The organism is Vibrio sp. 1CM2L (assembly GCF_023161695.1).
GTDB classification, from domain to species: domain Bacteria; phylum Pseudomonadota; class Gammaproteobacteria; order Enterobacterales; family Vibrionaceae; genus Vibrio; species Vibrio coralliirubri.
Genome location: NZ_JALNTT010000005.1, coordinates 264,841 through 289,866 on the forward strand (window position 1 = coordinate 264,841; position 25,026 = coordinate 289,866).

19 protein-coding genes and 1 other annotated feature are annotated in these 25,026 nt (G+C 43.8%); of the genes, 9 read left to right on the forward strand and 10 right to left on the reverse strand.

Annotated elements, in window-relative coordinates; genetic code table 11:
• On the reverse strand, window positions 1-1,593 hold the full coding sequence (locus MSG34_RS18055; RefSeq protein ID WP_248338856.1) for a sodium:solute symporter: 1,593 nt from the start codon (window positions 1,591-1,593) through the stop codon (window positions 1-3).
• A gap of 241 nt (window positions 1,594-1,834) precedes the next feature.
• On the opposite strand from MSG34_RS18055, the gene MSG34_RS18060 reads away from it, so the two are divergent.
• From MSG34_RS18060 to tyrA, 4 genes are all read left to right on the forward strand, one after another.
• Window positions 1,835-2,683 carry a MurR/RpiR family transcriptional regulator gene (locus MSG34_RS18060; protein WP_048618290.1) on the forward strand — a complete coding sequence of 283 codons (849 nt, stop codon included), beginning with the start codon at window positions 1,835-1,837 and terminating at the stop codon, window positions 2,681-2,683.
• 11 nt (window positions 2,684-2,694) lie between these two features.
• Window positions 2,695-3,684, forward strand: coding sequence for a beta-N-acetylhexosaminidase (gene nagZ / locus MSG34_RS18065; RefSeq protein WP_248338858.1), 990 nt, complete (start codon window positions 2,695-2,697; stop codon window positions 3,682-3,684).
• 246 nt (window positions 3,685-3,930) lie between these two features.
• Window positions 3,931-5,004, forward strand: a complete 1,074-nt coding sequence (locus tag MSG34_RS18070; RefSeq protein ID WP_017059354.1) for a 3-deoxy-7-phosphoheptulonate synthase — start codon at window positions 3,931-3,933, stop codon at window positions 5,002-5,004.
• Between the two features lie 118 nt (window positions 5,005-5,122).
• Window positions 5,123-6,250 (forward strand): bifunctional chorismate mutase/prephenate dehydrogenase, encoded by a 1,128-nt coding sequence (gene tyrA, locus MSG34_RS18075; RefSeq protein WP_017056144.1) that lies wholly within the window; start codon window positions 5,123-5,125, stop codon window positions 6,248-6,250.
• Between the two features lie 143 nt (window positions 6,251-6,393).
• Here the strand turns inward: tyrA and MSG34_RS18080 are convergent, their stop codons facing one another.
• The 3 genes from MSG34_RS18080 to ettA all read right to left on the reverse strand — a co-directional run bounded on the left by MSG34_RS18080 (window position 6,394) and on the right by ettA (window position 9,580).
• Window positions 6,394-7,404: a M23 family metallopeptidase gene (locus MSG34_RS18080; RefSeq protein ID WP_248338860.1), complete on the reverse strand. Its 1,011-nt coding sequence runs from the start codon at window positions 7,402-7,404 to the stop codon at window positions 6,394-6,396.
• A 49-nt stretch (window positions 7,405-7,453) separates the two neighbouring features.
• Window positions 7,454-7,822, reverse strand: coding sequence for a PilZ domain-containing protein (locus MSG34_RS18085; protein ID WP_248338862.1), 369 nt, complete (start codon window positions 7,820-7,822; stop codon window positions 7,454-7,456).
• Window positions 7,823-7,912: 90 nt separating this feature from the next.
• Window positions 7,913-9,580 carry an energy-dependent translational throttle protein EttA gene (ettA, locus tag MSG34_RS18090; protein ID WP_017071393.1) on the reverse strand — a complete coding sequence of 556 codons (1,668 nt, stop codon included), beginning with the start codon at window positions 9,578-9,580 and terminating at the stop codon, window positions 7,913-7,915.
• A 263-nt stretch (window positions 9,581-9,843) separates the two neighbouring features.
• Between ettA and sltY the strand changes: the two genes are divergently transcribed.
• Together sltY and trpR are read left to right on the forward strand one after the other, a co-directional pair.
• Window positions 9,844-11,793: a murein transglycosylase gene (gene sltY, locus MSG34_RS18095; RefSeq protein WP_248338865.1), complete on the forward strand. Its 1,950-nt coding sequence runs from the start codon at window positions 9,844-9,846 to the stop codon at window positions 11,791-11,793.
• 172 nt (window positions 11,794-11,965) lie between these two features.
• Window positions 11,966-12,259, forward strand: a complete 294-nt coding sequence (trpR, locus tag MSG34_RS18100) for a trp operon repressor (RefSeq protein ID WP_048615039.1) — start codon at window positions 11,966-11,968, stop codon at window positions 12,257-12,259.
• Between the two features lie 128 nt (window positions 12,260-12,387).
• On the opposite strand, the gene yjjX is transcribed toward trpR, so the two are convergent.
• The 6 genes from yjjX to MSG34_RS18130 all read right to left on the reverse strand — a co-directional run bounded on the left by yjjX (window position 12,388) and on the right by MSG34_RS18130 (window position 20,057).
• The gene (gene yjjX, locus MSG34_RS18105) at window positions 12,388-12,909 is read right to left on the reverse strand and encodes an inosine/xanthosine triphosphatase (protein WP_048606829.1); all 522 of its coding nucleotides are present in this window, start codon (window positions 12,907-12,909) and stop codon (window positions 12,388-12,390) included.
• Window positions 12,872-15,250: an EAL domain-containing protein gene (locus MSG34_RS18110; RefSeq protein ID WP_248338867.1), complete on the reverse strand. Its 2,379-nt coding sequence runs from the start codon at window positions 15,248-15,250 to the stop codon at window positions 12,872-12,874. Before MSG34_RS18110 ends, yjjX begins: the two co-directional genes overlap by 38 nt.
• 333 nt (window positions 15,251-15,583) lie before the next feature.
• A complete protein-coding gene (gene pheA, locus MSG34_RS18115) occupies window positions 15,584-16,759 on the reverse strand; it encodes a prephenate dehydratase (protein ID WP_059021466.1) in 1,176 nt (391 codons plus the stop codon).
• Window positions 16,760-16,771: 12 nt separating this feature from the next.
• Window positions 16,772-16,893 (reverse strand) — a sequence feature (Phe leader region).
• Window positions 16,894-17,003: 110 nt separating this feature from the next.
• Complete coding sequence (gene raiA / locus MSG34_RS18120; RefSeq protein ID WP_004735034.1) at window positions 17,004-17,339, reverse strand: ribosome-associated translation inhibitor RaiA; 336 nt, start codon at window positions 17,337-17,339, stop codon at window positions 17,004-17,006.
• 424 nt (window positions 17,340-17,763) lie between these two features.
• Entirely contained in the window at window positions 17,764-19,188 is a 1,425-nt protein-coding gene (locus MSG34_RS18125) for a lytic transglycosylase F (RefSeq protein ID WP_348983366.1), read from the reverse strand.
• Window positions 19,189-19,328: 140 nt separating this feature from the next.
• The gene (locus MSG34_RS18130) at window positions 19,329-20,057 is read right to left on the reverse strand and encodes an outer membrane protein assembly factor BamD (protein WP_248338869.1); all 729 of its coding nucleotides are present in this window, start codon (window positions 20,055-20,057) and stop codon (window positions 19,329-19,331) included.
• Window positions 20,058-20,194: 137 nt separating this feature from the next.
• Between MSG34_RS18130 and rluD the strand changes: the two genes are divergently transcribed.
• The 3 genes from rluD to clpB all read left to right on the forward strand — a co-directional run bounded on the left by rluD (window position 20,195) and on the right by clpB (window position 24,628).
• A complete protein-coding gene (rluD, locus tag MSG34_RS18135; RefSeq protein WP_017056156.1) occupies window positions 20,195-21,169 on the forward strand; it encodes a 23S rRNA pseudouridine(1911/1915/1917) synthase RluD in 975 nt (324 codons plus the stop codon).
• Between the two features lie 2 nt (window positions 21,170-21,171).
• Entirely contained in the window at window positions 21,172-21,912 is a 741-nt protein-coding gene (gene pgeF / locus MSG34_RS18140; RefSeq protein WP_248338871.1) for a peptidoglycan editing factor PgeF, read from the forward strand.
• A gap of 142 nt (window positions 21,913-22,054) precedes the next feature.
• A complete protein-coding gene (clpB, locus tag MSG34_RS18145; protein WP_048615048.1) occupies window positions 22,055-24,628 on the forward strand; it encodes an ATP-dependent chaperone ClpB in 2,574 nt (857 codons plus the stop codon).
• Window positions 24,629-25,026 lie beyond the last annotated feature (398 nt).

Consider the following 25,026-nt stretch of genomic DNA (forward strand, 5'->3'; position numbering starts at 1 on the left):
CTAAACCGTTTGTAGTTTATTAACTTCTTGAGTTTGCTTCTTTCCTGAAAGGCACACGATTAACGATACAAATGTGCCAACACAAAGTTGATAAGGGAACGCTAAACGAACTCCTACCCAATCATCGTTAATCACGCCCATCACGCTATCCCAAACATAAGCTTGCATCAGCAGAGTGGTGAAGAAGCCTGCCATTAGAGCTAAAGCGACCGAAGTTTCGTTACCGCGCTCGGTGAATATCGCGGTGAAGTAGACACCCAACAACCCTGTGTAGGCAAAGACCATCACACTCAAAGCAAACGATAACAGTGGCATGTCAGTGTACTGCTGCCAGTAGTAACACAGGATTCCCATACTACCTAAGGCCACAGCTGCCGCCGCCATACCAAACCGGCCAGCTTTCACGTAATGGAAATCATCTTGTACTCCTTTACGAGCTTCTAGCCAAGGTTTGTAGATATCCTGAATAGCCACTGATGACATTGAGTTTAATCCAGAATTTAGTGTTGAAAGTGCCGCCGCAACAACCCCAACAGTAACCAAGCCTCTAAGACCTGCTGGCATTTCATTCAGCACGTAGTACATGAAAATCGTGACGTTCTCTCCATTAAAGTTTTGAACAACTTCTTTATCTTCAACACCCATCAGTTCAGGTCTTTGATAGAAGACATACAAGAGTAGGCCAATTGACATGAACACAAGCACAACTGGAATTGAGAAGATGATTGAGTTAATCATCGCCTTTGAACCTTGCTTAGCATCTTTACAAGTCAAAACACGTTGAGTCATGTCTTGATCAAGGCCAAACGCGCCAATGTTTAACAGCACGAATCCCGTAATACATGCCCAAAAGCTGAAGGTGCCAGCAGGGCTAAAGTCGAGGTTAAAATCTAATAAGGTCAGTTTCGAAGCTTGGCCTTCACCAGGGTTAGCCAGTACCTGCGCAATTTGGTTGAAATCAGCTGGAATTTGTCCCAATAAATAGATGATCACAGCAATGGCTGCACCGACATAAACCACAAGCTGAATTAGGTCGCTCCAGATAACGGAACGAATGCCACCCATGTAAGTATAAGCAAGGCCAACGGCAACTAGAATGACCACTGAAGTCACTACGCTGCTTGGGTCAATGTTGGTAAATAGAATCATGGAGACAGCGATAGCGGCCATGTACAGGCGAGCACCAGAAGCAAATACGCGACCGACCAAGTACATCACGCCTGCGCGCTGTTTTGTTTTCTCGCCAAAACGAACTTTCAGCAGTTCGTAAACGGTAGATACTTTGTTTTTGTAGAAGCGAGGTATCAGTACTAATGCGACAAAGACAGCTCCAATAATTCCACCAATATTGGTCGCTAGATAAGTGAGATCGCCACGGTAGCTAGATTCTGGTCCTCCTAAGAACGTCGCTGCAGATTGCGAGGTCGCCAATACTGAGATGGCAACGACCCACATTGGCATCGAGTTACCGCCTAAGAAATAATCTTTGGTGCTCGTGATCTTGGTTCGGCTGAAGTGCCAGCCTGTAAAAGCGATAACAGCGAAGTAAACCGCAAATACCGCCCAGTCCAGCGAAGTAAATAGTGAATTCATAGCAGCTCCGTAGCATGAATAGGATAAAGGGTGTTTATTATTATTTTTTCAGAATGTCAGTTTGAATAATGAGTTTCAAAATCTATTCCTTGGTGGAATAGTGACCAACGGTTTTCTTTGACAATGATCCCAGAAGGTTGTGTTAGCTATTCCAAACACCAGAATACGAAGGAATAATTATTCCAATGAAAATACAAAACTCGTTATGATAGCGAGGCGCAGGCAGAGGGAAGGGCGTCTAATGAAAGGCATTGCGAAAGTTAAAGCGTTATTACCTAAGCTGTCTCCATCTGATGCTCTGGTGGCGCGATATGTTCTTGACCACCCACAACAGGTGAAGCAGCTTTCCTCTCCTGAGTTGGCTAAAGCGGTGGGTGTGAGCCAATCGACAATCGTCAAGTTTAGTCAGAAGCTCGGTTACAAAGGGTTCTCTGAAATGAAGGTCAAGCTTTATCAAAGCGATATGACTTATCAGCCAGTATCCCAACGTGGAATACACGGCACCATCACAAGAAAAGATCCGCCAGATACGGTGATGGACAAACTTCTTGCAAGTAAAACACAATCGCTTGAGCGTACAGTGTTATTAAATGAAGGTGAACAGTTAAGCAATGCTGCTGACTTGCTGCACCTTGCTAATAAAGTACAGATTTCTGGGGTGGGAGCATCGTCTCTGGTTGCGAAAGATTTCGCTTATAAGCTGATGAAAATAGGTCATGCTGTTAACGCAGAACAGGATGCTCACATTCAGATTGCTAATGCCGCTTCTCTTTCTGAAAATGATGTGTTGGTTGCAATTTCCTATTCAGGAAACACCAGAGAAGTGGTGAAGGTTGCCCAGTTAGCTAGATCGAAAAAAGCCAAGGTGATTGTGGTAAGCCAGTTATCCCCTTCTGCTTTAGATAAATACGCTGATATCAAACTCATCTCGGCGGCAGACGAAAACCATATTCGAAGCTCATCTATTACTGCGCGTGATAGTCAGCTTTTTATTACTGACTTGTTGTTCATTGCGTTAACTCAGCAGGAAGAGCAAGCCGACCAATTAATTGAACAAAGTAAATCTGCAGTAGCGGAATTTAAGCAATAGAAGGAAATTTTATGGGACCGTTGTGGGTTGATGTTGCAGGCTACGAGCTGACAGCTGAAGACAGAGAAATTTTAGAGCATCCAACCGTTGGTGGTCTCATCTTATTTGCTCGAAACTACCATGATAGCAAACAGTTATCGGCGTTAAACAAAGAAATTCGCAAGGTAGCGAGACGTCCTATTTTAATCGGTGTTGACCAAGAAGGTGGCCGAGTGCAGCGCTTCCGCGATGGATTTTCAATTATCCCAGCTGCTCAGGAATTTGCGACCAAGAATAACGGTGAGCATTTAGCAGAACAGGCCGGCTGGCTGATGGCGGCAGAATTGATTGCCCATGATATCGATCTGAGCTTTGCGCCAGTATTAGACAAAGGCCATGACTGTAAAGCGATTGGTAGCCGAGCATTTGGTGAAGATATTGATACCATTGTTCGTCATAGCAGCGCTTTCATCAAAGGCATGAAGTCGGTTGGCATGGCGACGACAGGCAAGCACTTCCCTGGACATGGTGGCGTGATTGCTGACTCACACTTAGAGACGCCATATGACCCTAGAGACGACATCTTTGAAACCGACATGGCAATCTTCAAGGCGCAAATTGAAGCTGGAATATTGGATGCCATGATGCCAGCTCACGTGGTTTTCTCTCACTATGATGATCAACCAGCGAGCGGTTCACAGTATTGGCTACAAAAAGTATTGAAGCAGCAGCTTGGATTCAAAGGCTTGGTGTTCTCCGACGATTTAACGATGGAAGGCGCTGCCATAATGGGCGGACCAGCCGACAGAGCGAAAGCGGCCTTGAATGCAGGTTGTGACATGGTGTTGATGTGTAATAAACGAGATGCACAAATTGAAGCTCTGGATCACTTAGCGATTCAAGAGGTGCCTTTAGCCAACTCATTGCTTAAAAAACACAGCTTTGATTTGTCGACACTTCACTCGGATGCTAGGTGGAAAGAGACCTCGGAGACGATTAAGCGAATGCTAGGCAGTGAGTGATAAATAAACACATAATAATTTTAGATAAGGCGATATGATAAATATCGCCTTTTTTGTATCTGCGATCCGTGGTTTAAACCTATTTATCCCTTAGAGTGAGTTAAAGTTGATGTGTAAATTAAATTTTACGGTGAATGTTTTTTATTGTTTACACTTGCAATCGTTTTTTTAGCTGTTATTGTGTTTTTAAAGATTGTTAGCCCAAATGGAAATGTTGGGTGTAAAAATAAATATACAGGTTGAGTTATGCAGAAAAGTGAATTAAGCAATGTCAATATCATCGACGAACAGGTACTGATTACTCCTGAAGAGTTAAAAGCAAAACTGCCTTTGAGTGATAATGCTCGTCGTTTCATTCAAGAGTCTCGTCAAACTATCGCAAACATCATTCATAAGAAAGATCATCGCATGCTTGTTGTATGTGGCCCATGTTCTATCCATGACATTGAAGCTGCGAAAGAGTACGCGAAACGCCTAAAAGCCTTATCTGAGCAACTTAGCGACCAACTGTATATTGTTATGCGTGTTTACTTTGAGAAACCTCGTACCACTGTGGGTTGGAAAGGTTTGATCAATGACCCGCATCTAGACGGCACTTTCGATATTGAGCATGGTCTGCATGTTGGCCGTGAGCTACTTGTTGAACTCGCTGAGATGGAAATCCCACTAGCGACTGAAGCATTAGATCCAATCAGCCCGCAATACCTAGCAGATACCTTCAGCTGGGCGGCGATTGGCGCTCGTACGACTGAATCTCAAACTCACCGTGAGATGGCAAGTGGTCTTTCAATGCCAATCGGTTTTAAAAACGGTACAGATGGCAACCTAGGCACTGCAATCAATGCAATGCAGGCGGCTTCTTCTAGCCACCGTTTCATGGGTATCAGCCGCGAAGGTCAAGTTGCACTACTAACAACGCAAGGTAACCCAAATGGTCACGTGATTTTACGTGGCGGTAAGCAGACGAACTACGATTCAGTATCGGTACACGAATGTGAGCAAGAGCTGGGTAAATCTGGTTTAGAGGCAGCGCTAATGGTCGACTGTAGCCACGCGAACTCTCGTAAAGATTTCCGTCGCCAACCTTTAGTTGCAGAAGATGTGATTCACCAAATTCGTGAAGGCAACAAGTCGATTATCGGCCTGATGATTGAAAGCCATATTAACGAAGGAAACCAATCTTCGGATATACCTCTCAATGAGATGAAATACGGCGTTTCTATTACCGACGCGTGTATCAATTGGGATTCAACTGAGGCACTATTGAAACATGCACATACGGAATTAGTCCCGTTCTTAGAGAACCGCTTGAAAGGTTAGTCAGAGTTTTAAATTTAAGTGCCTCATCTAATGGGGCATTTTAAGATCTGTTGCTAACGAACCTACGTGATTGTGGGCTGATAGATTGGCACGGGCTTATAGATTAGTAAGGAATAAAATGGCCGTTGAACTGAACGAATTACGCGACCAAATCGATGCTGTCGATAAACAAATGTTGGATTTACTGGCTCAACGCCTTGCTCTAGTAGAGAAAGTAGGTGAAGTAAAAAGTGAACATGGTTTACCTATTTATGTACCAGAGCGTGAAGCTGCGATGCTGGCATCTCGTCGTCAAGAAGCCGAGAAAATAGGGGTTCCACCACAGTTAATCGAAGATATTTTGCGTCGTACTATGCGTGAGTCTTATGCCAGTGAGAAAGATTCTGGCTTTAAGTGTCTTAACCCAGAGTTACGTTCAGTGGTTATCGTTGGTGGTAATGGTCAACTCGGTGGCTTGTTTGGTCGTATGTTCAAACTGTCTGGCTACGAAGTGAAGATCCTCGGCAGCCAAGATTGGGATAAGGCCGACGAAATCTTAGATAATGCTGGCCTTGTGGTTGTTACGGTTCCAATTCACCTAACGGAAGGTGTGATTGCGAAACTAGGTAACCTACCAAGCGATTGTATTCTATGTGATTTGACGTCAATTAAATCTAAACCTCTGCAAGCAATGATGAACATGCATCAAGGCCCCGTAGTTGGATTACACCCAATGTTTGGCCCTGATGTTCCAAGTCTTGCTAAGCAGGTGATTGTTTACAGTGATGGTCGTGGTTCTGAAAGTTACCAATGGCTACTGAATCAATTTGGTATTTGGGGCGCGAGTCTTTGCCAGATGGATGCAGCTGAACACGATCACGGCATGACATTGATTCAAGCACTTCGTCACTTCACCTCTTTTGCTTACGGCTTGCACCTGAGTAAAGAGAACCCGAATATCGATCAGCTTCTGAAGCTAAGCTCACCAATCTACCGACTTGAGATTGCGATGGTTGGTCGTCTATTTGCTCAAGACCCGAACTTGTACGGTGATATCATTCTGTCTTCGGATGAGAATATTGAGATGATTCGACGCTTCCATAGCTGTTTCGGAGAAGCGTTAGAAATTCTAGATGGCAAAGATAAGGCTAAGTTTGTTGAGAGCTTCAACCAAGTGAGTGATTGGTTTGGTGACTACTCACAACAATTCTTGCAAGAGAGCCAAAGTCTTCTAAAACAAGCACATGACTCGATTCATCGTGGTTAATGCTGATTTGAAATCATAAAAAAGAGCGCCCATCTGGTCGCTCTTTTTGTTTGTGCTGAACGCTATGAAAGCATTTGGCCTACAGTAGACTAAAAGCAATTAGATCATCATAGGCCAAACCAACAGTTCTTATTCATTAACAACTAGTTAGTCGTGATAGGTTTTTTGCTCTCTTCACTCGATACCGTGTCGATGGTTGAGCTAATGTAAGGCACGTTAGTCAGGTTGATCTGTAAGCGAACCACATTATCAATCAGTTGAACCAGTGGGCCCCACTTAACCTTTTTCTCTTTCTCGAACACGTAGTTGAAGTTTTCCGGTGTCCAATCCATTAAGTATTGAGGGTTCAGTGAACGACCAAGGAAGCGTACTTCATAATGCAAGTGTGGGCCGGTTGAGTTACCTGAATTACCACAGCTCGCGATGACATCGCCTTTACTCACAAACTGACCGCTACGTACCTTGAATTTCTGTAGGTGTGCATAAGAACTCATGAAACCAAACGAGTGACGCATAGTAATAAAGTTGCCGAAGCCTTTTTTACTTGGGCGTACTGTTTCAATGACTCCATCTGCGGGCGCGACAATATCTTCACCACGCTTACACGTTAAATCGATACCAGTATGTACATGGCGTTTCCCTGAAATAGGGTTAGTGCGGCTACCATAAGAAGAAGAGATACGTTGGTAAGCCATTGGGCTGTCATTTGGAATCAAACGGAACATCGTGGCTCTTACTGCTGAATCGACTGCAGCCGCATCAATGCGATCTTCTAAAGAAATATCATCGGTAAGCAGTTCTTCATCAGCAAGACCCAGTACTGATTCCACATCGAATACACGCTTACCAAGCAGCTGAATCGTGCCTTCTTTCTCGGTCAGTGTTTGCGATAGTGAATGGTTGGTTTCTACCTGCTCAGCATAAAGAAATTCTGTTTGTTCTTTTTCGACAATCAGCGTTTCAATCAACTGTTGGGCATCACCTGCTTGCATTGCGAGTTCTTGTTTACTCTCGAAGTGCATGTACGCCGCTCCGCCAATTAATAGCGGTACTGAAAAAATGGCAGTAGTGCAAATGAGCACGGCCTTACGGCCGAAGTAAAACGTCTGTTCCCCCTGACTAGAGGGAATAGTAATGGATAGTTTTTTAGACATGGTTCTGTATTAACTAAATGCTTCTAATAGAAAAAGGGTAATGGAGATGTCACTCACTACCTAAATCGGTAAGGTGTTCAATCTCTCTATAAAGCAGTTCATCGTCGCCAACATTAAGCTCTACAAGACGCTTAAGGTGGCTGATACTATCAATATCTAAATGCTCTATGCGTAAACGCATTGAGGTATTGATGGTAGAGACTATCCTTGCTTCTAACTGAATATTGATATCACTGTTTTCGAGTTTAAAGCTCACTTGAACAGGGACATCATAGCTAAGTTGTTTTGATTCATTGCATTGAATGAGTAAACCATGGAGTGATAAGTCTTGCACTGAGCCTGATACATTTACGTGTCCTTGTGATATCTCAGTCGGGACTTGATAAATAACTCGTGAAAATTGACGTCTTTCAACCATAAGTAATCTCTCTATATCGATGCATTACACGTAAGCCAGATATATCAAAGGCCGCTATTATCGCGGCCTTTGTTCAAAATACAAGCTTATTTACTTAGCGATACGCTTGTACTTGATACGGTGAGGTTCTGCCGCTTGTGCGCCTAGAGTCTGCTTAAGCCACTCAGTGTACTCAGTATAGTTACCTTCGTAGAAGTTAACTTGACCTTCATCACGGTAGTCTAAGATATGGGTCGCAATACGGTCAAGGAACCAACGGTCATGCGAGATAACCATTGCACAGCCAGGGAATTCAAGCAGTGCTTCTTCAAGAGCACGTAGCGTTTCAACGTCAAGGTCGTTGGTAGGCTCATCGAGTAGCAGTACGTTACCGCCCGCTTTTAGCAGTTTCGCTAAGTGAACACGGTTACGCTCACCACCAGAAAGCTCACCGATGATCTTCTGTTGGTCGTTGCCTTTAAAGTTGAAACGAGAACAGTAAGCACGCGCAGGGATTTCGAAGTTGTTGATCTTAATGATATCAGCGCCTTCAGAGATCTCTTGGAATACTGTCTTAGTGTCGTCCATGCTGTCACGGAACTGATCAACAGAAGCAAGCTTAACGGTTTCACCTAGTACAACCGAACCTGAATCTGGCTGTTCTGCACCACTTAGCATCTTGAATAGTGTTGATTTACCTGCACCGTTGGCACCAACGATACCGACGATTGCACCCTTAGGCATGCTGAACGATAGGTCGTCGATAAGAACGCGATCACCAAACGATTTAGTTAGGTTGTTCACTTCAAGAACTTTATCACCTAGACGCTCACCTGGCGGGATGAACAGTTCGTTGGTTTCGTTACGCTTCTGGTATTGGCCTGTCGTCAGTTCTTCAAAACGAGCCATACGAGCTTTAGACTTAGCTTGACGGCCTTTAGGGTTTTGACGAACCCATTCAAGTTCTTTTTCGATTGTCTTTTGACGTGCGCTTTCGCCCGCTTTTTCTTGCTTAAGACGCTCGTCTTTTTGCTCTAGCCAAGACGTGTAGTTACCTTCCCATGGGATACCTTCACCACGGTCAAGTTCTAGAATCCAGCCAGCTGCGTTGTCTAGGAAGTAACGGTCGTGGGTAATCGCCACAACAGTACCGCTGTAATCAACAAGGAAGTGCTCAAGCCATGCTACTGATTCTGCATCCAAGTGGTTGGTTGGTTCATCAAGAAGCAGCATGTCTGGCTTTTCAAGAAGTAGACGACAGATAGCAACACGACGACGCTCACCACCTGATAGGAATTCAATTTTCGCATCCCATTCAGGAAGACGAAGTGCATCAGCAGCACGCTCTAGAGCTGTCTCTAGGTTGTGACCGTCTTTTGCTTGAATCAGTGCTTCTAGTTCGCCTTGCTCTTTTGCAAGTGCATCGAAGTCTGCGTCTGGTTCTGCGTAAGCTGCGTAAACCGCATCAATACGCTTAAGTGCGTCAGCAACGTCAGAAACCGCTTCTTCTACGATTTCACGAACCGTTTTTGATTCGTCTAGTACTGGTTCTTGCGGTAGGTAACCTACTTTAAGGCCTTGTTGTGCACGTGCTTCACCATCAATATCAGTATCAATACCAGCCATGATACGTAGTAGGGTAGATTTACCTGAACCATTTAGACCCAAAACACCGATTTTAGCGCCAGGAAAAAAGCTAAGAGAAATGTCTTTAAGAATTTGACGCTTAGGTGGAACAGTTTTGCTCACCCGAGACATGGTATATACGTATTCAGCCATTGCCGATCGATCCTAATTATTGTTCAAAATTGTCTGCTATTTTATACCAATATCCTCAAAGATGTTACTCCTAGGACAGAAAAGCCACTCTTGAACCAATCCTTACCTATTATTGTCACATTGGTGATTAAAACTATATTTAATAGGCTTCTGAGGCGAAGTGTTAAATATTAATAATATTTACACTCAAATCCTTTACATTTGATGTGATGTCGGGCGTAAATAGACTTCACGTATTCATACACGCACTAAGGAAAGAGCGAATGTTTTTCCGCATTGGTAATACGAAAATTGCTGTGGCTGCATCGGCAATTTTGTCTTCGGTTTCACTGGCTCCGGTCGCTATGGCTAGCAATGCCTCCGAGCTTGAAATGCAGCGTGACGTTTATGATAGAGCGCAAGAGGTTTTAGATAACCGTGACCTAAAAGCTTACTCCGCGTTACGTAACAAAATTCAAACATACCCTTTAACACCTTACACCGATTATCGTGCCTTCTTATTAGGTTTAGGCGAGCGTACTCCAGCTGAGGTGGATGCTTTCATTGAAAAGAACAAGGCTCTGCCATTTTCAAATCGTATGCGTGCGCCCTATTTAGATCTAATGGCCGCTCAAAAGAAGTGGAAGACTATCCTTGAATTTCAAACCCAAGAGCCAGTTGGTGAAAAATACCAATGTATTTATTATCGAGCGCATTACGAGCAAGGTAACCAAGAGCTTGCCTTTAAAGGAGCTAAACAACTTTGGTTGAGTGGCAGTGGTGTTGATGACGCTTGTGACCCTTTATTTAAAAGCTGGGCTCAAGCTGGGCTAAGAACTGATGAGCTGATTCTGGATAGAATGCTGCTAGCGTTCGAGGGCCGTAACGGTAAGTTAATGAGCTATCTGATTAAGCAATTGGATCATGATGAATCAATTGCTCAAGCGAAGCAGATGAAGACGTTGTACAACAAGCCTGAAAATGTACTCGCGTTTGCTAAAAAACACCCAGCGAATGAATTCTACCAAGCTCAAACCGAGTTTGCTTTCGAGAAGCTAGCAAGGAAATCATCAAGCAGTGCTCAAAAGGTGTTTGATGATGTCATCAAGGCTCAGAAGTTTTCGAAAGAGAAATCTCAAGAGCTCGCTGATTACCTAACGTTTCGTCTGATCAACACCGACTCTGAAGAGTTAATGGTGTGGCGCGACAAAATGCTCGCGAGTTCATCAAAGCAAGTTCTGCTGGAACGACGTGCTCGCTTAGCGATTCAACATGCCGATTGGACGGGTTTGAAAGATTGGATAGCGCGCTTGGATGATAAACATAAGGCTTCGCTTCGTTGGCAATATTGGCAGGGCAGAGCTGAAATCGCGACGGGCGATACTGACAAAGGTAATAAGCGACTGTCAGATATTTTGGGTCAGCGTAATTTTTACAGTGTGGCTGCGGCTAAGCAGTTAGGTAAGCCTGTCGAATACCCAACATCGACACTTAAATACAATGCTGAAACAGTGAAGCCATTCGGCACCTCTTTGGTGCGTATTGGTGAGCTAATTGACCGAGATAAAATTGCGGCAGCGAAGAGTGAGTGGCGTTGGTTATTAACTAATGCAGATAAAGAGCAAAAAGCGATGCTTGCCGCTCATGCTGCGACACAGCGATGGAATCACTTTACCGTAACAGCGAGTATCTCTGCGAAGATGTGGGATAACATTGCGCTGCGCTTCCCTGTTGCTCATAAGTGGTGGTTTAACTTCTACGCTGAAAAGCACGATCTCGACCCGATCACCTTGATGTCTTTAGCAAGACAAGAGAGTGCGATGGACTCAGAAGCTCGCTCTCCTGTTGGCGCGCGAGGCATCATGCAAATTATGCCAAAGACGGCGCAATACACGGCGAACAAACATAAGATTAGGTATCAGGGCAGCGATGACCTTTATGATGTCGGCAAGAACATTGAGATTGGCAGTCACTACTTAGATGGTTTACTCGCTCAATATGATGACAACCGTATCTTTGCGTTTGCGGCTTATAATGCTGGACCTAGCCGTGTCAAACAGTGGCGTTCACGTAGCGATGAAAAACTTGATGCCTTCGCTTTTATTGAGATGATTCCATTCAAAGAGACTCGCGGTTACGTTCAGAATATCTTGATGTTTGAGACCTACTATCGAGATATCTTGGGTGAGAAAGGGACGTTTTTAGCGCCCCATGAGGCAAAAACGAAATACTAAGCCTTCGGCATTTTGCCCGAAACTGAGTAAGAATAAAGGCAGTGAGTGCGAACCATTTCCACTTACTGCCTTTTTACATTGGATCGCATCAAGTGTTTCGGTATAAAGTGTTAAACGCTTTCAATCGTTAAGCGACTCTTTAAAGTCAGAATTTAAAAGTAAGTGTAGAGATATGGCATCACAACCTGAATATGATAATTGGCAACAACTTATGGACTTGGTAAAGACGGCTGTCGAAAAAGATCAGCACGAGCTGTTGTTGACCATGATGATGACACCAGACGAGCGAGATGCTCTGGTTGCTCGAATTAATATCTTCTGTGAGCTGATGAAAGGCGATATGTCTCAACGTCAGGTGAGTCAAATGCTGGGCGTAGGCGTAGCGACGATAACCAGAGGTTCAAATGAGCTAAAGGCCAAATCTGAACAAGAGAAAGCCGTGATCGCCGACCTATTGCTAAAGTAATAATGGAATTAAGCTATCACTGAATAGTGAGAAGACGAATTCGATAAAAAACGCTAACTGGATGTTAGCGTTTTTTGTTTCTGAAGATTATTCTTGGAATCTTTTGAAGTTTAACGAAGCCTCAAATACTAAATAGGAAAGTGCTCAGGATTCACAAATGGGATCAGAGCTAAAATTAAAGCCTGATGATAGACCGAACTGCGCGACAGTTGGTTGTGTGTCAGTAGGCCAATGGCGCCACCTTTCTGTTTGATATTGTCGGTACCAAACACTTCATCCATCACATCCCCTAATTCGTTTGCATGCTCTAGTTTTTCTAGCACGGCTGGTGGCAGCATCAGGCTTGCTGAACGAGACTCGCCACGTTGGCCATTCGCTTCGATCACCATCCAAGCAAAGGTAACGTTTGTTTCGATTCCCGCTTCTAGACCAACATAGAAGTCTGCATCAGGCTGAGCTTGAGTTGCGTTGTGAACACGATTCACAGCACCTTGATAGGTTTCATCATTGCTCATAGGTTGATCGGCGACACCGCTAGGGACGCTGATGCCTTTGAAATCAAATTCAGTATCAGGAAAAGCAGATAAGAACGCACTTTTAACGGCGTTAATTTTAGCTGGGTTCAGCGATGCGATGATTACAGATTTCATGTGTAGGATTCTTTTTGTTGTCGATTAAATTGAGTTGATGTTGTCGGTACCATTCACTCAACTCTTCTAGTGGCATGGGTTTACCAAAGTAATAGCCTTGCAGCATATCGCACTGTGCATCCTGTAACCACTGGTGCATGCCTTGAGTTTCAATCCCTTCGGCGGTGACTTTTTTCCCCTGAGCATGACACAACCCGATAACCGGTTTTACGATGTTCTGGTTATCGGTCTCAATTAAGGTATCCAAAAACGCTTTATCCAATTTAATTTTCTGAGTTGGATACTGCACCAGTTGAGTGATAGACGTGTAACCGGAACCAAAATCATCAATCGCCAGCCGATAGCCCATGCATGACAGTTCGTTCAGCAATGGAAAGCCTTCTGAATTTGAGTAAAAGGTTTCAGTGATTTCAAAATCGATCAGGCTAGGTGGAATTCGATTTAACTCCGCATGTTCTTTAATGAAACCGGCAAGGTGAGTGGTTTCAATGCCAGCAGAAGATAGGTTGATCGACAATTGAATTGAGTGATCAAATTGAGCCTGAAGTCGATGGAATGAAGCAAACGCATTCTGTATTACCCAGCGGTCAACATGTTCAAACAGCCCGGTTTGTTCGGCTATTGGAATGAACTCATCCGGTGGAACCAAACCAAGTTGCTTTGAATTCCAACGTAATAACACCTCAACGCCAATAACATCAGTCCCGGTAGAATCCATGTAGGGCATGTAAACGAGCCTGAATTCATCATCAAAATTCTTACCTCTAAGCGCACGTTCAATATCTGCTTGGCGCTGAATGGCTTTGTCTAAATCCCGTGAATAGTCAGCAAATTGGTTTTTACCGGCACGCTTGGCTTGGTACATCGCAGTATCCGCGTTGGACAGTAGCTTCTCGATTGAGTTGCCATCATTAGGGTAGGTCGCAATACCAATACTGACCGTGATCGGAAAGCTGCCTGATTCGGTGACAAAACCTTTTTGCAGTGGAGTGAGCAAATCAGTCGAGAATCGATGCGCGACATTTCCTCGGTGACTAGGAGCGTTAATGTAGACAACGAACTCGTCTCCAGAAAGTCGGGCTGGCATACAATGAGCGTCGAACTCCGCTTTATAGTGACGACAAATATCTGAAATACGCTGAGCAAAAGAGACCAGAATCGAGTCGCCGATTTGATGCCCGTATTTGTCGTTCACAAACTTGAAGTTATCCAAATCAAAATAGAGAACCCAGGTTTCGGTATTCGAACTCGGTTTTGGCAACGATTGCTGAACGAAGGTTTGAAACTGATGCCTATTGGCTATTTGGGTTAACTGATCATTTTCGGCCAAGAGCTTGGTTTGCTGGTAGGTGTTGTCTAGCTCTTGGTACATGTCATAAAAACGCTGTGATAAGCGGCCAAGTTCATCACGAGTGCCCAAGCGTTCAATGTTCTTACGTTGTTTTTTTTCGACTTGCTGTAACTGTCGATCGAGCCGTGTTATTGGAGTAATCACGGTGCGAGACAGAAGCATGAGTAGCAGAGCGACAGTTACAAACGCAGACAGTGCAAACGACAAACTCAGCTTGTTCCAAATCGAATCGAGCTTGTTTTCTAACAGGAATTGCGCCGGATCGACCGTGGCGTAAAGTTCTGGTGCAAGCTTGACTGAGTGGGTGACATCGTTTTCCAAAGAAACCGCTATGGATGTGAAGAACAAACTGGTTTGGTAGTCGAACTCTATTTGTTTTCTCAGCGCATTAAACTTGTCGAGAGAGACAGAGACAACAACAAAGAACACATCGTCGGGTTGATTGCTTGCGGTTGAGAAAATCGCTTTTCTATCTACCTTGTCGTAGTGAACCAACATCCCTTCGCCTTGGGAGTTTTGAATATAGTTGGTACTCGATGTTGCTAGGGTGTCTTGATAGTGCTGGTCAACATACTCCAATATCTTACTGTCAATCTGAGTGCGTGAGTCGTTGCTATTATCCGCGTAATAACGCAGTTTTCGATCACCATTAAGAAGAGCTAAAGCTGTATAGCTTTCATCGTCATCTTGCAGGAAATGTATGGCTTCTCGAAGGTTACTGACCAGTTCAAGATCGCGAGATAGATTTTGATCAGTGAGGAAATAACGCTTCACCATATCACTCTGGGTCAAGGTGTAAGAGTAGCTATTGAGGAACGAACGAGATTGGCGAAAGTAACCGGCTAGTTTCTCCATATTCAGCTGAAGTGCGTTGTCTTCGCGTTTGATGAAGCTACTTTTCTGTGTCGAATAAATAATATAGCTAGAAGCCGCGGTACTGATCAGTATCACAGGGGCTATCAGTAGTAAGATTTTAGTACTTAGCTTCATAGTTAATGACAACACTATTTATAATTTAAGCGCGTAAGTTTATGTTACTTAATGCTTACTCGCTATTAATTACACGTAGTTCGATGATTTCCTGTGAAGGGGGTAAGGTTTTGTCTTTATTGATAAAAAAGCTACTAATGAGTTTTTTGTTAGAAAGGCGTAAGCAGTGGATCGAGTATGCGTGCCGAATGTGCGAAACAAGAGAATTGTTTCTCAGGCATGCTAGGGGATGTGTTCTTAGCTCGAATAGTATTCGACTAGAGGGTGATTTAAGTATTTGGCCTACTGTAGGCCAAATACTTATGTTAGCTAAAAGCCGATACTCGCTCTCAGCTATGACAACTTAACTTGAGTCGCTTTGATGTTCTCACTTGGGTAGCAACCCAACACTTTCAGGTGGCGAGTAATGGCTGTTAGTTCCGTTATCGCTTGCTGCATGTTATCTGAATCCAGATGCGCCTCTAAATCGACATAGAACATCTCTTCCCAAGGGTTACCCATGATAGGACGAGATTCCAGCTTGGTCATGTTGATGCCTAAGCGTTGCAGGATCAGTAGTGTCTCTACCAAAGAGCCCGCCTCTTGAGATGTCGACATGATGAGCGTCGTTTTCGCTGGTATTTGAGTTGATACTTCAACAGGTTTACGCGCCACAACAATGAAACGAGTGTGGTTTTCTGTTTGGTTTGCAATGTTGCCTTGGATTGGCTGAAGCCCATAAAGCTTACCGCTCGATGCATTACCAATAGCAGCTACGTCATTACCACCCAGTTCTTTAACCTTTTTCATTGCATCAGCGGTGCTTGCGCAAGACTCAAGGCTGACACCTTTAAGGCGGCTCAAGAACTCACTGCATTGTTGATGAGGTTGTGGGTGCGAGTAGAGCGTTTTGATGTCTTCTAATCGGATATCACTCTTAGCAAGGAGGCAGTGCTCAATCGGTTGAGAAAGTTCGCCAACGATGTATAGAGTCGTATGCTGTAGCAGGTCGTAGACCTCGTTAATTGACCCTGAACTGGTGTTCTCAATAGGTAGGACACCGTAGTCGGCATGGCCAGACTCTACTGTTGATGTGACTTCTTTGAAGTGATTACAGTTCAGCTCAATCAACTCCATATTCTTGCGGCTGAAGTATTCGCGGCTCGCAAGGTGAGAATATGATCCCTTAGAACCTAAGAATGCAACGCGAGCCAATGGTTTGCGGCTTTGCGGGTTCGCTAGGTGTTGTAAGTATGACTGCTGTAGTAAAACGGAATCTTCGATGATGGTGTGAAACAGCTTGGTAATGTACTGCGCATCAAGTTCGTATTTATCTTTGCCGTTATTGATCAGCTTAACTAATAGTTGTTGCTCTCGTACTGCATCACGAACTGGTTTTGATGTCTCTACTTTGCTTTTAGCGACTTCGATACTTAGCTTGCGACGCTCTGAAAGTAACTTCAGGAGTTCGTCGTCTAAATCATTAAGACGAAGGCGGATATCATCCAGTGAAATTGAGCGGTCAGTCATAAATGTGTCCTTATAAAAAAGCCTCCCTAGTGTGGGAGGCTTCTTGTTCGTTTTTGACTTGTTTTTCTAAAACGACTTAGCCTCCGATTTACGGAAGAAAAAAGAAGTCAAAAATAAACAAAGATTGAGTGTGCATAAAAAGTGATTGTTTTATGAATGTTTAAACACAATAAGCAAGCGAGCTACGAGCGTCAAGCAAAAAAATAGCGCCCTGAGGCGCTATTTTTTAATCTGTTCTCTTTCCTTATTCTACTTCAGCTTCTAGCTCTTCGATTTCAGGCTTTTCAGCGCGGCGCGCTTCTGGTTTATGGCGTAGCTTGTTGAGTTGACGCTCTAGTTTTTGTTCTACTTCGTTGATCGCTACGTAGAGGTCGTCATGGATTGATGAAGCAACAAGTTGGCCTTTTGGTACGGTTAGAACCGCTTCAAATTTTTTCTTCTTGTTTGGTTCTTCGCTAAAGCTCGCTTGGCAGCCAATGATGTCTACTTGCCATTTATCCAGCTTTTTAAATTTGCTTTCTATGTGATCACGGATTGCAGAGGTAATGTCGATGTTTTTACCAGTGATGTTCATTTTCATAGAAGTTTTCCTCTGTTGTATCCCTCATGGGTTAACTTCAGATTACGACTTTTAGGAATAAAGAATGTGATCTAGATCTTGTTTTGGTTGGGTGGGATAAGCATTAAAATCAAATGTGATCTTACGCAAGTCTTAGTATCTTTTTGGCGAAAAATGCTTGTTATCCTTATGAAAAACGATAACTTGGAGGCAAGGCTTCGCTAAAAATTAAATCAGTTTTTAGGGGCGCCCTACAGCCTATGGAAAGTGCTTGATTGAAATTTACTCAATAGTGTTTTGTGATATAGCTCTCGCGATCTAGATCGCTACGTAAGCTTCTTCAGAATTAGATAAACAAAAGCCGCATAAGTATTCTTACGCGGCTTTTGTGTTTTTTAGCTTTACCTAATACCTTTGGCTCCCCAGCTCTGGGCTTGAGGCGATCCTAATCGTTAGTGTTCAGTAATCTCGCTGTGCCGTCCTCTCGGATAGCATTGATAGCTTGTAATTGTTTATAGATTACGAAGTAACGATTGATGTTGGCAACATAGGTTACGGGTTCTTTACTCACGTATTTGCGAGTGATGATTTCTACGTTTTTAAACCAGATGTTTGGGTTGTAACCTTTCTGCTTGGCAATGCGCCTCATCTTTCTGATCTTAGCGGGGCCTGCGTTGTAAGAAGCCAAAGTGAAGTAGATTTGATTGTCCGGTGATATTGCTGGGTCGTTAAAATATCGGTCTTTGATAAAGCGCATATACTTCACACCCGCATGGATGTTGTTATCCACCTTATGGATGTTCTTGATGTTGACGTTTTTATCTTTGGCGGTACTCGGTAATACCTGCATCACACCAATAGCCCCGCGATGAGAAACCCGGCTCTGATCCAGTCCTGATTCTTGGAAACCTTGAGCTGACATCATCAAAGGATCAAATTCATACTTGCTCGAATACTTTTCAAAGACATCTGAGAGTTTAGCCACTCGATCTACTTTATTGGGGTTGAGTGCTCGGCCTAACCAGCGAGTATTGTCGATGTATTTCTGGTAGATGACGTTTCCAAGCAGGGTGCCTGTTCGTGCGGTCTTGACGTATTTGTTTATCTCTTTCTTCAGTTGAGGGCTGTCTTTTCTTAACGCCCAAGCAATACGACCATTTTCTCGCAAAGGTAAGTCGTTATGGACTTGAATGTTTTCCATTACATCGATCCAGAGCTTGGCTTTATGGTTATCCAGAATTGTGCCTTGTATATAACCTTGGTTAACCAGTTCTATCAGCTCGTAGTCTTGTAGTGACTCCTCGATGAAGTGGACATGCAGTGGCGGTAAACCTAGTTCGTTAAGCTCTTTATTGACTCTTTGTACACTCTCGAAGTAACTCGAGCTTGCTCGTATCCACACCTCTTTGCCGCTCAATTGCTTGATTTCGGTGATAGGTTCGGCTTTTTTCCCTGTGATAATGAGTTCTTTACCATCTTTAATCATCGGATCTGAAAAATCGATGGTTCGTAGTCGTTTGTCGGTGATCGTTAGGTTAGCGACAGCGACATCACCATAGCCAGACTCTAGAGAGGGAAGTAGATCATCTCGTTGCACGGGGATGATTTGAACATTGAGATAGGGATGTTTCTTACGAAGGCTTTTCTCAAAGTGGTAGAGCATTTCTGCCACGATGCCTTTTGGCTTGCCATCCTCGATGTAATAGAAACCAAGATCGGCAGATACGAGCACTCTAACCGTTCCTTTGGTTTTGAGCACATCCAAGTCACCCATGTAAGGCTTATTGCTTAATGGGGACAGTTCTAATGCGTAGGATAAGTGGCTAAATAGCGATATCCAGATAAATAATAACAACCTACTCACATCCACACTCCATGTTGATGTTTTGTTAAAAGTTATCTTTTGAAGATACCGTGTATTATGCGATCCATCAAGTTTGCGATATGTAGATGAAAAAAAGCGCGCTAGTAAATTAGCGCGCTTTTTGGATTGAGATGTAAGAAGTTTGATTAAGGTAGTGGGTTTAACTCAATCAACTTTTCTGTTCTTAACACAGCGTCATCTAGGCCGAGTTGTTGATAAGCTTTTAGCTGGATATCTAAAGACTTACGCGCAGCAATGGTGTCTGGGTAAGTTTTTTGCAGCTCTTGCGTTCTGTTGATCGCAGCAATCCAAGCTTCGCGGCGTAGGTAGAAATCAGCCGTTGCTAAGTCATACTCCGCTAGGCGGTTTTTCAGTGCGAACATGCGTTTTTGTGCATCTTCAGCGTATGGGCTTGCAGGGAAACGTTCTAACAGTCGTTTGAAATCAGCAAACGCTAGCTTCACTGGTTCTGGGTCTCGGTCACTACGGTCGATATTAAAAATATCGTGCATGAAGTTTCGGTCTTGCGCCATGTGCGTTAAGCCGCGCATGTAAAGAACCCAATCTTGTTTCTCATGCGTTGGGTTCAAACGTAGGAAACGTGAGATGGTAGCGAGGCCAAGTGCCAAGTCATCATTTTTGTAGTAAGCGTAAATCAGATCGAGCTGTACTTGCTCAGAATAGGCGCCGAATGGGTAACGTGAGTCTAGGGCTTCTAGCTTTTCTATTGCTGAAAGCCAGCTACCGCTCTGCAGTGATTCTTGAGCTTCAGAGTAGAGAACCGATGGTGGTACATCTGGCACTATCTCTTCACTACTTGAACAACCAACCAAGAGTGATACGGCTAATAGACCCGATAAAGTAAGGTGTTTCATGTCAGGCGTCGATTCCTTGAATTAAATATTTCGTAAGCTTCCGTTACTTTCTAACCAGTAACAGATACAATGATGCAATTATTCTATTTTATCCATACTAATGGGTATTAGTCTCACGGTTTTTAAAAAAGTTCGATATGGCTCAGCAGATCACATTAACAGACACAGTAAAAAGCAGCCAGTTAGGTCAACGTTTAGACCAAGCTGTCGCTGAACTATTTACCGATTTTTCTCGCTCTCGCATTAAAGAGTGGCTTCTTGACGGCAAAATCCAAGTGGATGGCGAAGTTATTACTAAGCCACGCGTTAAGGTTTTGGGCGGTGAAGAGATCATCTTGCAAGCTGAACTTGCAGATGAAGAGCGCTGGGAAGCACAAGATATTCCTCTAGACATTGTCTACGAAGATGATGACTTATTGGTTATCAATAAGCCTCGCGATCTGGTTGTACACCCAGGCGCAGGCACACCGGATGGAACCATACTAAACGCATTGCTTTTCCATTACCCACAGATTGCAGAAGTGCCTCGTGCAGGTATTGTGCACCGTCTTGATAAAGACACAACAGGTCTTATGGTTGTGGCTAAAACGGTTCCAGCTCAAACTCGTCTTGTGCGTGCTCTTGCTAAGCGTCGTATTACTCGTGAATATGAAGCAATTGCAATTGGCAAAATGACCGCTGGTGGTGTGGTAGAGAAAGGCATTAGCCGTCACGCAACTAAGCGTACTCTAATGGACGTAAATGAATTAGGAAAGCCAGCGGTAACTCACTACCGTGTTGCTGAGCACTTCCGCGAACATACTCGTATTCGTCTACGCCTAGAAACGGGTCGTACTCACCAAATCCGTGTTCATATGTCATACCTTCAGCACCCGCTGCTAGGTGACGTTGCATACGGTGGCCGTGCTCGTATTCCAAAAGGTGCATCTGAAGAACTAACAACAATGATTCGTTCTTTTGATCGCCAAGCACTGCACGCCGTTATGCTTAAATTTGTTCACCCAATTACAGGTGAAGAAGTTGAGTTCCACGCTCCTGTGCCAAATGACATGGTTGTGATGGCTGAAGCGTTACGTGTTGATGCGCGCGAAAACTTGGAAGACGACATTTAATCATGTCGATGATCATCCCTAACTGGAATGCACCAAAAAACGTGAAAGCATTTGCTTCGACACGTTTTGATGGTTTTTCTACTGGTGCGTATCAAGGATTAAACCTAGGTACGCATGTTGGGGATGATGCTTCGCTTGTTGAAAACAACAGAGCCTGGCTCAAGCAACACGCTAATATGCCTGCAGCTCCGGTATGGCTAAATCAAACTCACTCAACAGATGTCGTTACGGTTTTACACCCTACGGCAGATATTCTTGATGCTGACGGTGCATTTACCACAGCTAAAGGTGTTGTCTGTTCTGCGATGACAGCCGATTGCTTACCTGTAATCCTTACTGATATCAAAGGCACTCAAGTTGCTGCAGTTCATGCTGGTTGGCGTGGTCTTGCTGGTGGAATTCTTGAAAATGCCGTCGCAAAGTTTTCAAACCTAGATTCAGAGAATAAGCTCATTGCTTGGCTTGGTCCTGCAATAGGCAAACAAGCCTTTGAAGTAGGCGATGATGTGCTGGAAGCTTTTGTTCGTTTTGACCCTCAAGCGAAATTAGCATTTGAAGCCAAAGCTGAACCAGGCAAATGGCTAGCGAATATGTCTCAGCTTGCAACGCAACGACTGAACAAAGTTGGTGTCACTTCTGTTACAGACTCCAATCTATGTACCTTCGCTGATGCGGATGCGTTCTATTCTTATCGTCGTGATGGTATTACTGGGCGCCAAGCTACTTTTATTTGGTTAGAGTAACCTTTAGCTAGTGCAACTAGTCATCCAGTTCATTTATATTTTTATATCAGCTCTATTCTTCATTCTTATCCCTTGAAAATCCGCGTTACCGTATCCATCTTCTAACCATAAGATAAACATATCTAAGAGTAGGAAGGTTGGCATGCGTCTCGATCGATTCACTAGTAAATTCCAAATTGCGATATCTGATGCTCAGTCGCTCGCATTAGGTCGTGATCACCAATATATAGAACCTGTACACCTAATGGTGTCTTTGCTTAATCAAGATGGTAGTGCAATTCGTCCATTGCTCACCATGCTGAATATTGATGTGGTTCAATTGCGTTCTAAATTGAGCGAAATATTAGATCGAGTGCCTAAAGTAAGTGGCATCGGTGGTGACGTTCAGCTATCGAATGCGATGGGAACGTTGTTTAACCTATGTGATAAGGTCGCGCAAAAGCGTCAAGACAGTTATATATCTTCAGAAGTATTCCTACTGGCTGCTATTGAAGACAAAGGTCCTTTAGGAAACCTACTTAAAGAACTAGGTCTTACCGAGCAAAAATTATCTCAAGCTATTGAACAAGTTCGCGGTGGTCAGAAGGTCGATGACCCTAATGCGGAAGATAGACGCCAAGCACTCGAGAAGTTCACCATTGATCTGACTGAAAGAGCAGAGCAAGGCAAGCTGGATCCGGTAATTGGCCGAGACGACGAAATCCGTCGCACGATCCAAGTACTTCAACGCCGTACCAAGAACAACCCTGTCATTATCGGTGAACCAGGTGTCGGTAAAACAGCGATAGTTGAAGGTTTAGCTCAGCGTATTATCAACAATGAAGTTCCTGAAGGTTTGAGAGGCCGACGTGTACTTTCGTTAGATATGGGCTCTTTGATTGCCGGCGCTAAATATCGTGGTGAATTTGAAGAACGTTTAAAATCAGTTCTTAACGAATTGTCGAAAGAAGAGGGCAACATCATTCTCTTCATCGATGAAATTCACACCATGGTAGGTGCGGGCAAAGGCGAAGGTTCTATGGATGCGGGTAATATGCTGAAACCAGCATTGGCTCGTGGTGAACTTCACTGTGTAGGTGCAACCACACTCGATGAATATCGCCAGTATATAGAGAAAGATCCTGCGTTAGAGCGTCGATTCCAAAAAGTGATAGTCGATGAGCCAACTGTGGAAGACACGGTTGCTATTCTTCGTGGTTTGAAAGAGCGCTATGAACTTCACCATCATGTAGAAATTACCGACCCTGCGATTGTCGCGGCGGCAACCTTATCCCATCGATATGTTTCTGATCGCCAATTGCCGGATAAGGCGATTGATCTGATTGATGAAGCGGCTTCGAGTATCCGTATGCAGATCGACTCAAAACCTGAGTCGCTAGATAAGCTCGAGCGTAAGATCATTCAATTGAAGATCGAGCAGCAAGCTCTTACTAATGAGAATGACGAAGCCAGTGAAAAACGCCTTCGAACATTACAAGAAGAGCTTTCTGACAAAGAACGAGATTTCGCAGAGCTTGAAGAAGTATGGAATGCAGAGAAAGCCGCGCTTTCAGGCACGCAACACATCAAGTCAGAGCTAGAACAAGCTCGTATGGATATGGATTTTGCGAGACGTGCTGGTGATCTTAACCGAATGTCTGAATTGCAATACGGTCGAATCCCAGAATTAGAGAAGCAGTTAGATCTTGCTACTCAAGCTGAAATGCAAGAAATGACGCTGCTGCGTAATAAGGTCACGGATGCAGAAATTGCAGATGTGCTATCGAAGCAAACAGGTATCCCTGTTTCTAAAATGCTAGAAGCTGAGAAAGAGAAGCTTCTTAAAATGGAAGGTGTTCTACATAACCGTGTGATTGGCCAAGCGGAAGCAGTCGAAGTGGTATCGAACGCGATTCGTCGTAGCCGTGCTGGTTTATCTGATCCTAACAAGCCGATTGGCTCTTTTTTATTCCTTGGCCCAACCGGCGTTGGTAAAACTGAGTTGTGTAAAACACTCGCGAACTTCATGTTTGATAGTGACGATGCAATGGTGCGTATCGACATGTCTGAGTTTATGGAAAAACACTCTGTTGCTCGTTTAGTTGGTGCTCCTCCGGGTTACGTTGGATATGAAGAAGGTGGCTACTTAACAGAAGCGGTACGTCGCAAGCCTTACTCAGTGATTTTGCTCGATGAAGTAGAGAAAGCGCATCCAGATGTTTTCAATATCTTATTGCAGGTGCTTGATGATGGACGCTTAACTGATGGACAAGGTCGTACAGTCGATTTTAGAAACACAGTAGTGATCATGACATCCAACCTTGGCTCTTCGAGAATTCAAGAGAACTTCAATACGCTCGACTACCAAGGAATAAAGAATGAAGTGATGGAAGTGGTAGGTAAACATTTCCGTCCTGAGTTTTTGAACCGAGTTGATGAAAGCGTGGTGTTCCATCCATTGGGTCAAGAGCACATTCAGTCGATAGCCGCTATTCAGCTTGAGCACCTTAAGAAGCGCATGGAAGACAATGGTTATGAGCTTGAAGTCTCGGATAAAGCACTCAAGTTGATTTCTCAAGTTGGTTTTGATCCAGTATATGGTGCGAGACCTTTGAAAAGAGCGATCCAACAAAGTGTCGAGAACCCGTTAGCGAAAGCTATATTGGCAGGAAAAATTAATCCAGATAAGAAAGTACAGCTATTAGTAAACAACGACCGCATTATTGCTCACCAATAGTTGAAATAAGAACTGTAGGTACGATTGGCCGAAATTAAGGCTTAATCGTACCTATTTTGAACGCTTTGTGTGAATAGTGTTCGAACGGTCGCCGGTGGCGGCTTTTTTTCGTTTTTAGCCTTGTGCAAAGGATTATTCTCTCTATAATGCGCCTCCGTTGCCAAGGATAACCAAGTGGTTTGAACTGAGTAACAAGACGGTGATAAGCATTTAAGATGCTTTGAAAAATTAGCTGGAAAAAGTGTTTGACACTGGAATCCAATCCGCTAGAATGACCGTCCACTTCGAGAGGCTCCTTGCTAAAAGGAACGCTCAACAAGTAAAGCTCTTTAACAATTTAAACCTATCAATCTGTGTGGGCACTCGTTGATGAATATCAAAACGTTTTATCGTTAGAT

Coding starts and splice junctions, on each gene's coding strand:
- MSG34_RS18055 (WP_248338856.1), bottom strand. CDS start 1,593: ATGAATTCACTATTTACTTCGCTGGACTGGGCGGTATTTGCGGTTTAC.
- MSG34_RS18060 (WP_048618290.1), top strand. CDS start 1,835: ATGAAAGGCATTGCGAAAGTTAAAGCGTTATTACCTAAGCTGTCTCCA.
- nagZ (WP_248338858.1), top strand. CDS start 2,695: ATGGGACCGTTGTGGGTTGATGTTGCAGGCTACGAGCTGACAGCTGAA.
- MSG34_RS18070 (WP_017059354.1), top strand. CDS start 3,931: ATGCAGAAAAGTGAATTAAGCAATGTCAATATCATCGACGAACAGGTA.
- tyrA (WP_017056144.1), top strand. CDS start 5,123: ATGGCCGTTGAACTGAACGAATTACGCGACCAAATCGATGCTGTCGAT.
- MSG34_RS18080 (WP_248338860.1), bottom strand. CDS start 7,404: ATGTCTAAAAAACTATCCATTACTATTCCCTCTAGTCAGGGGGAACAG.
- MSG34_RS18085 (WP_248338862.1), bottom strand. CDS start 7,822: ATGGTTGAAAGACGTCAATTTTCACGAGTTATTTATCAAGTCCCGACT.
- ettA (WP_017071393.1), bottom strand. CDS start 9,580: ATGGCTGAATACGTATATACCATGTCTCGGGTGAGCAAAACTGTTCCA.
- sltY (WP_248338865.1), top strand. CDS start 9,844: ATGTTTTTCCGCATTGGTAATACGAAAATTGCTGTGGCTGCATCGGCA.
- trpR (WP_048615039.1), top strand. CDS start 11,966: ATGGCATCACAACCTGAATATGATAATTGGCAACAACTTATGGACTTG.
- yjjX (WP_048606829.1), bottom strand. CDS start 12,909: ATGAAATCTGTAATCATCGCATCGCTGAACCCAGCTAAAATTAACGCC.
- MSG34_RS18110 (WP_248338867.1), bottom strand. CDS start 15,250: ATGAAGCTAAGTACTAAAATCTTACTACTGATAGCCCCTGTGATACTG.
- pheA (WP_059021466.1), bottom strand. CDS start 16,759: ATGACTGACCGCTCAATTTCACTGGATGATATCCGCCTTCGTCTTAAT.
- raiA (WP_004735034.1), bottom strand. CDS start 17,339: ATGAAAATGAACATCACTGGTAAAAACATCGACATTACCTCTGCAATC.
- MSG34_RS18130 (WP_248338869.1), bottom strand. CDS start 20,057: ATGAAACACCTTACTTTATCGGGTCTATTAGCCGTATCACTCTTGGTT.
- rluD (WP_017056156.1), top strand. CDS start 20,195: ATGGCTCAGCAGATCACATTAACAGACACAGTAAAAAGCAGCCAGTTA.
- pgeF (WP_248338871.1), top strand. CDS start 21,172: ATGTCGATGATCATCCCTAACTGGAATGCACCAAAAAACGTGAAAGCA.
- clpB (WP_048615048.1), top strand. CDS start 22,055: ATGCGTCTCGATCGATTCACTAGTAAATTCCAAATTGCGATATCTGAT.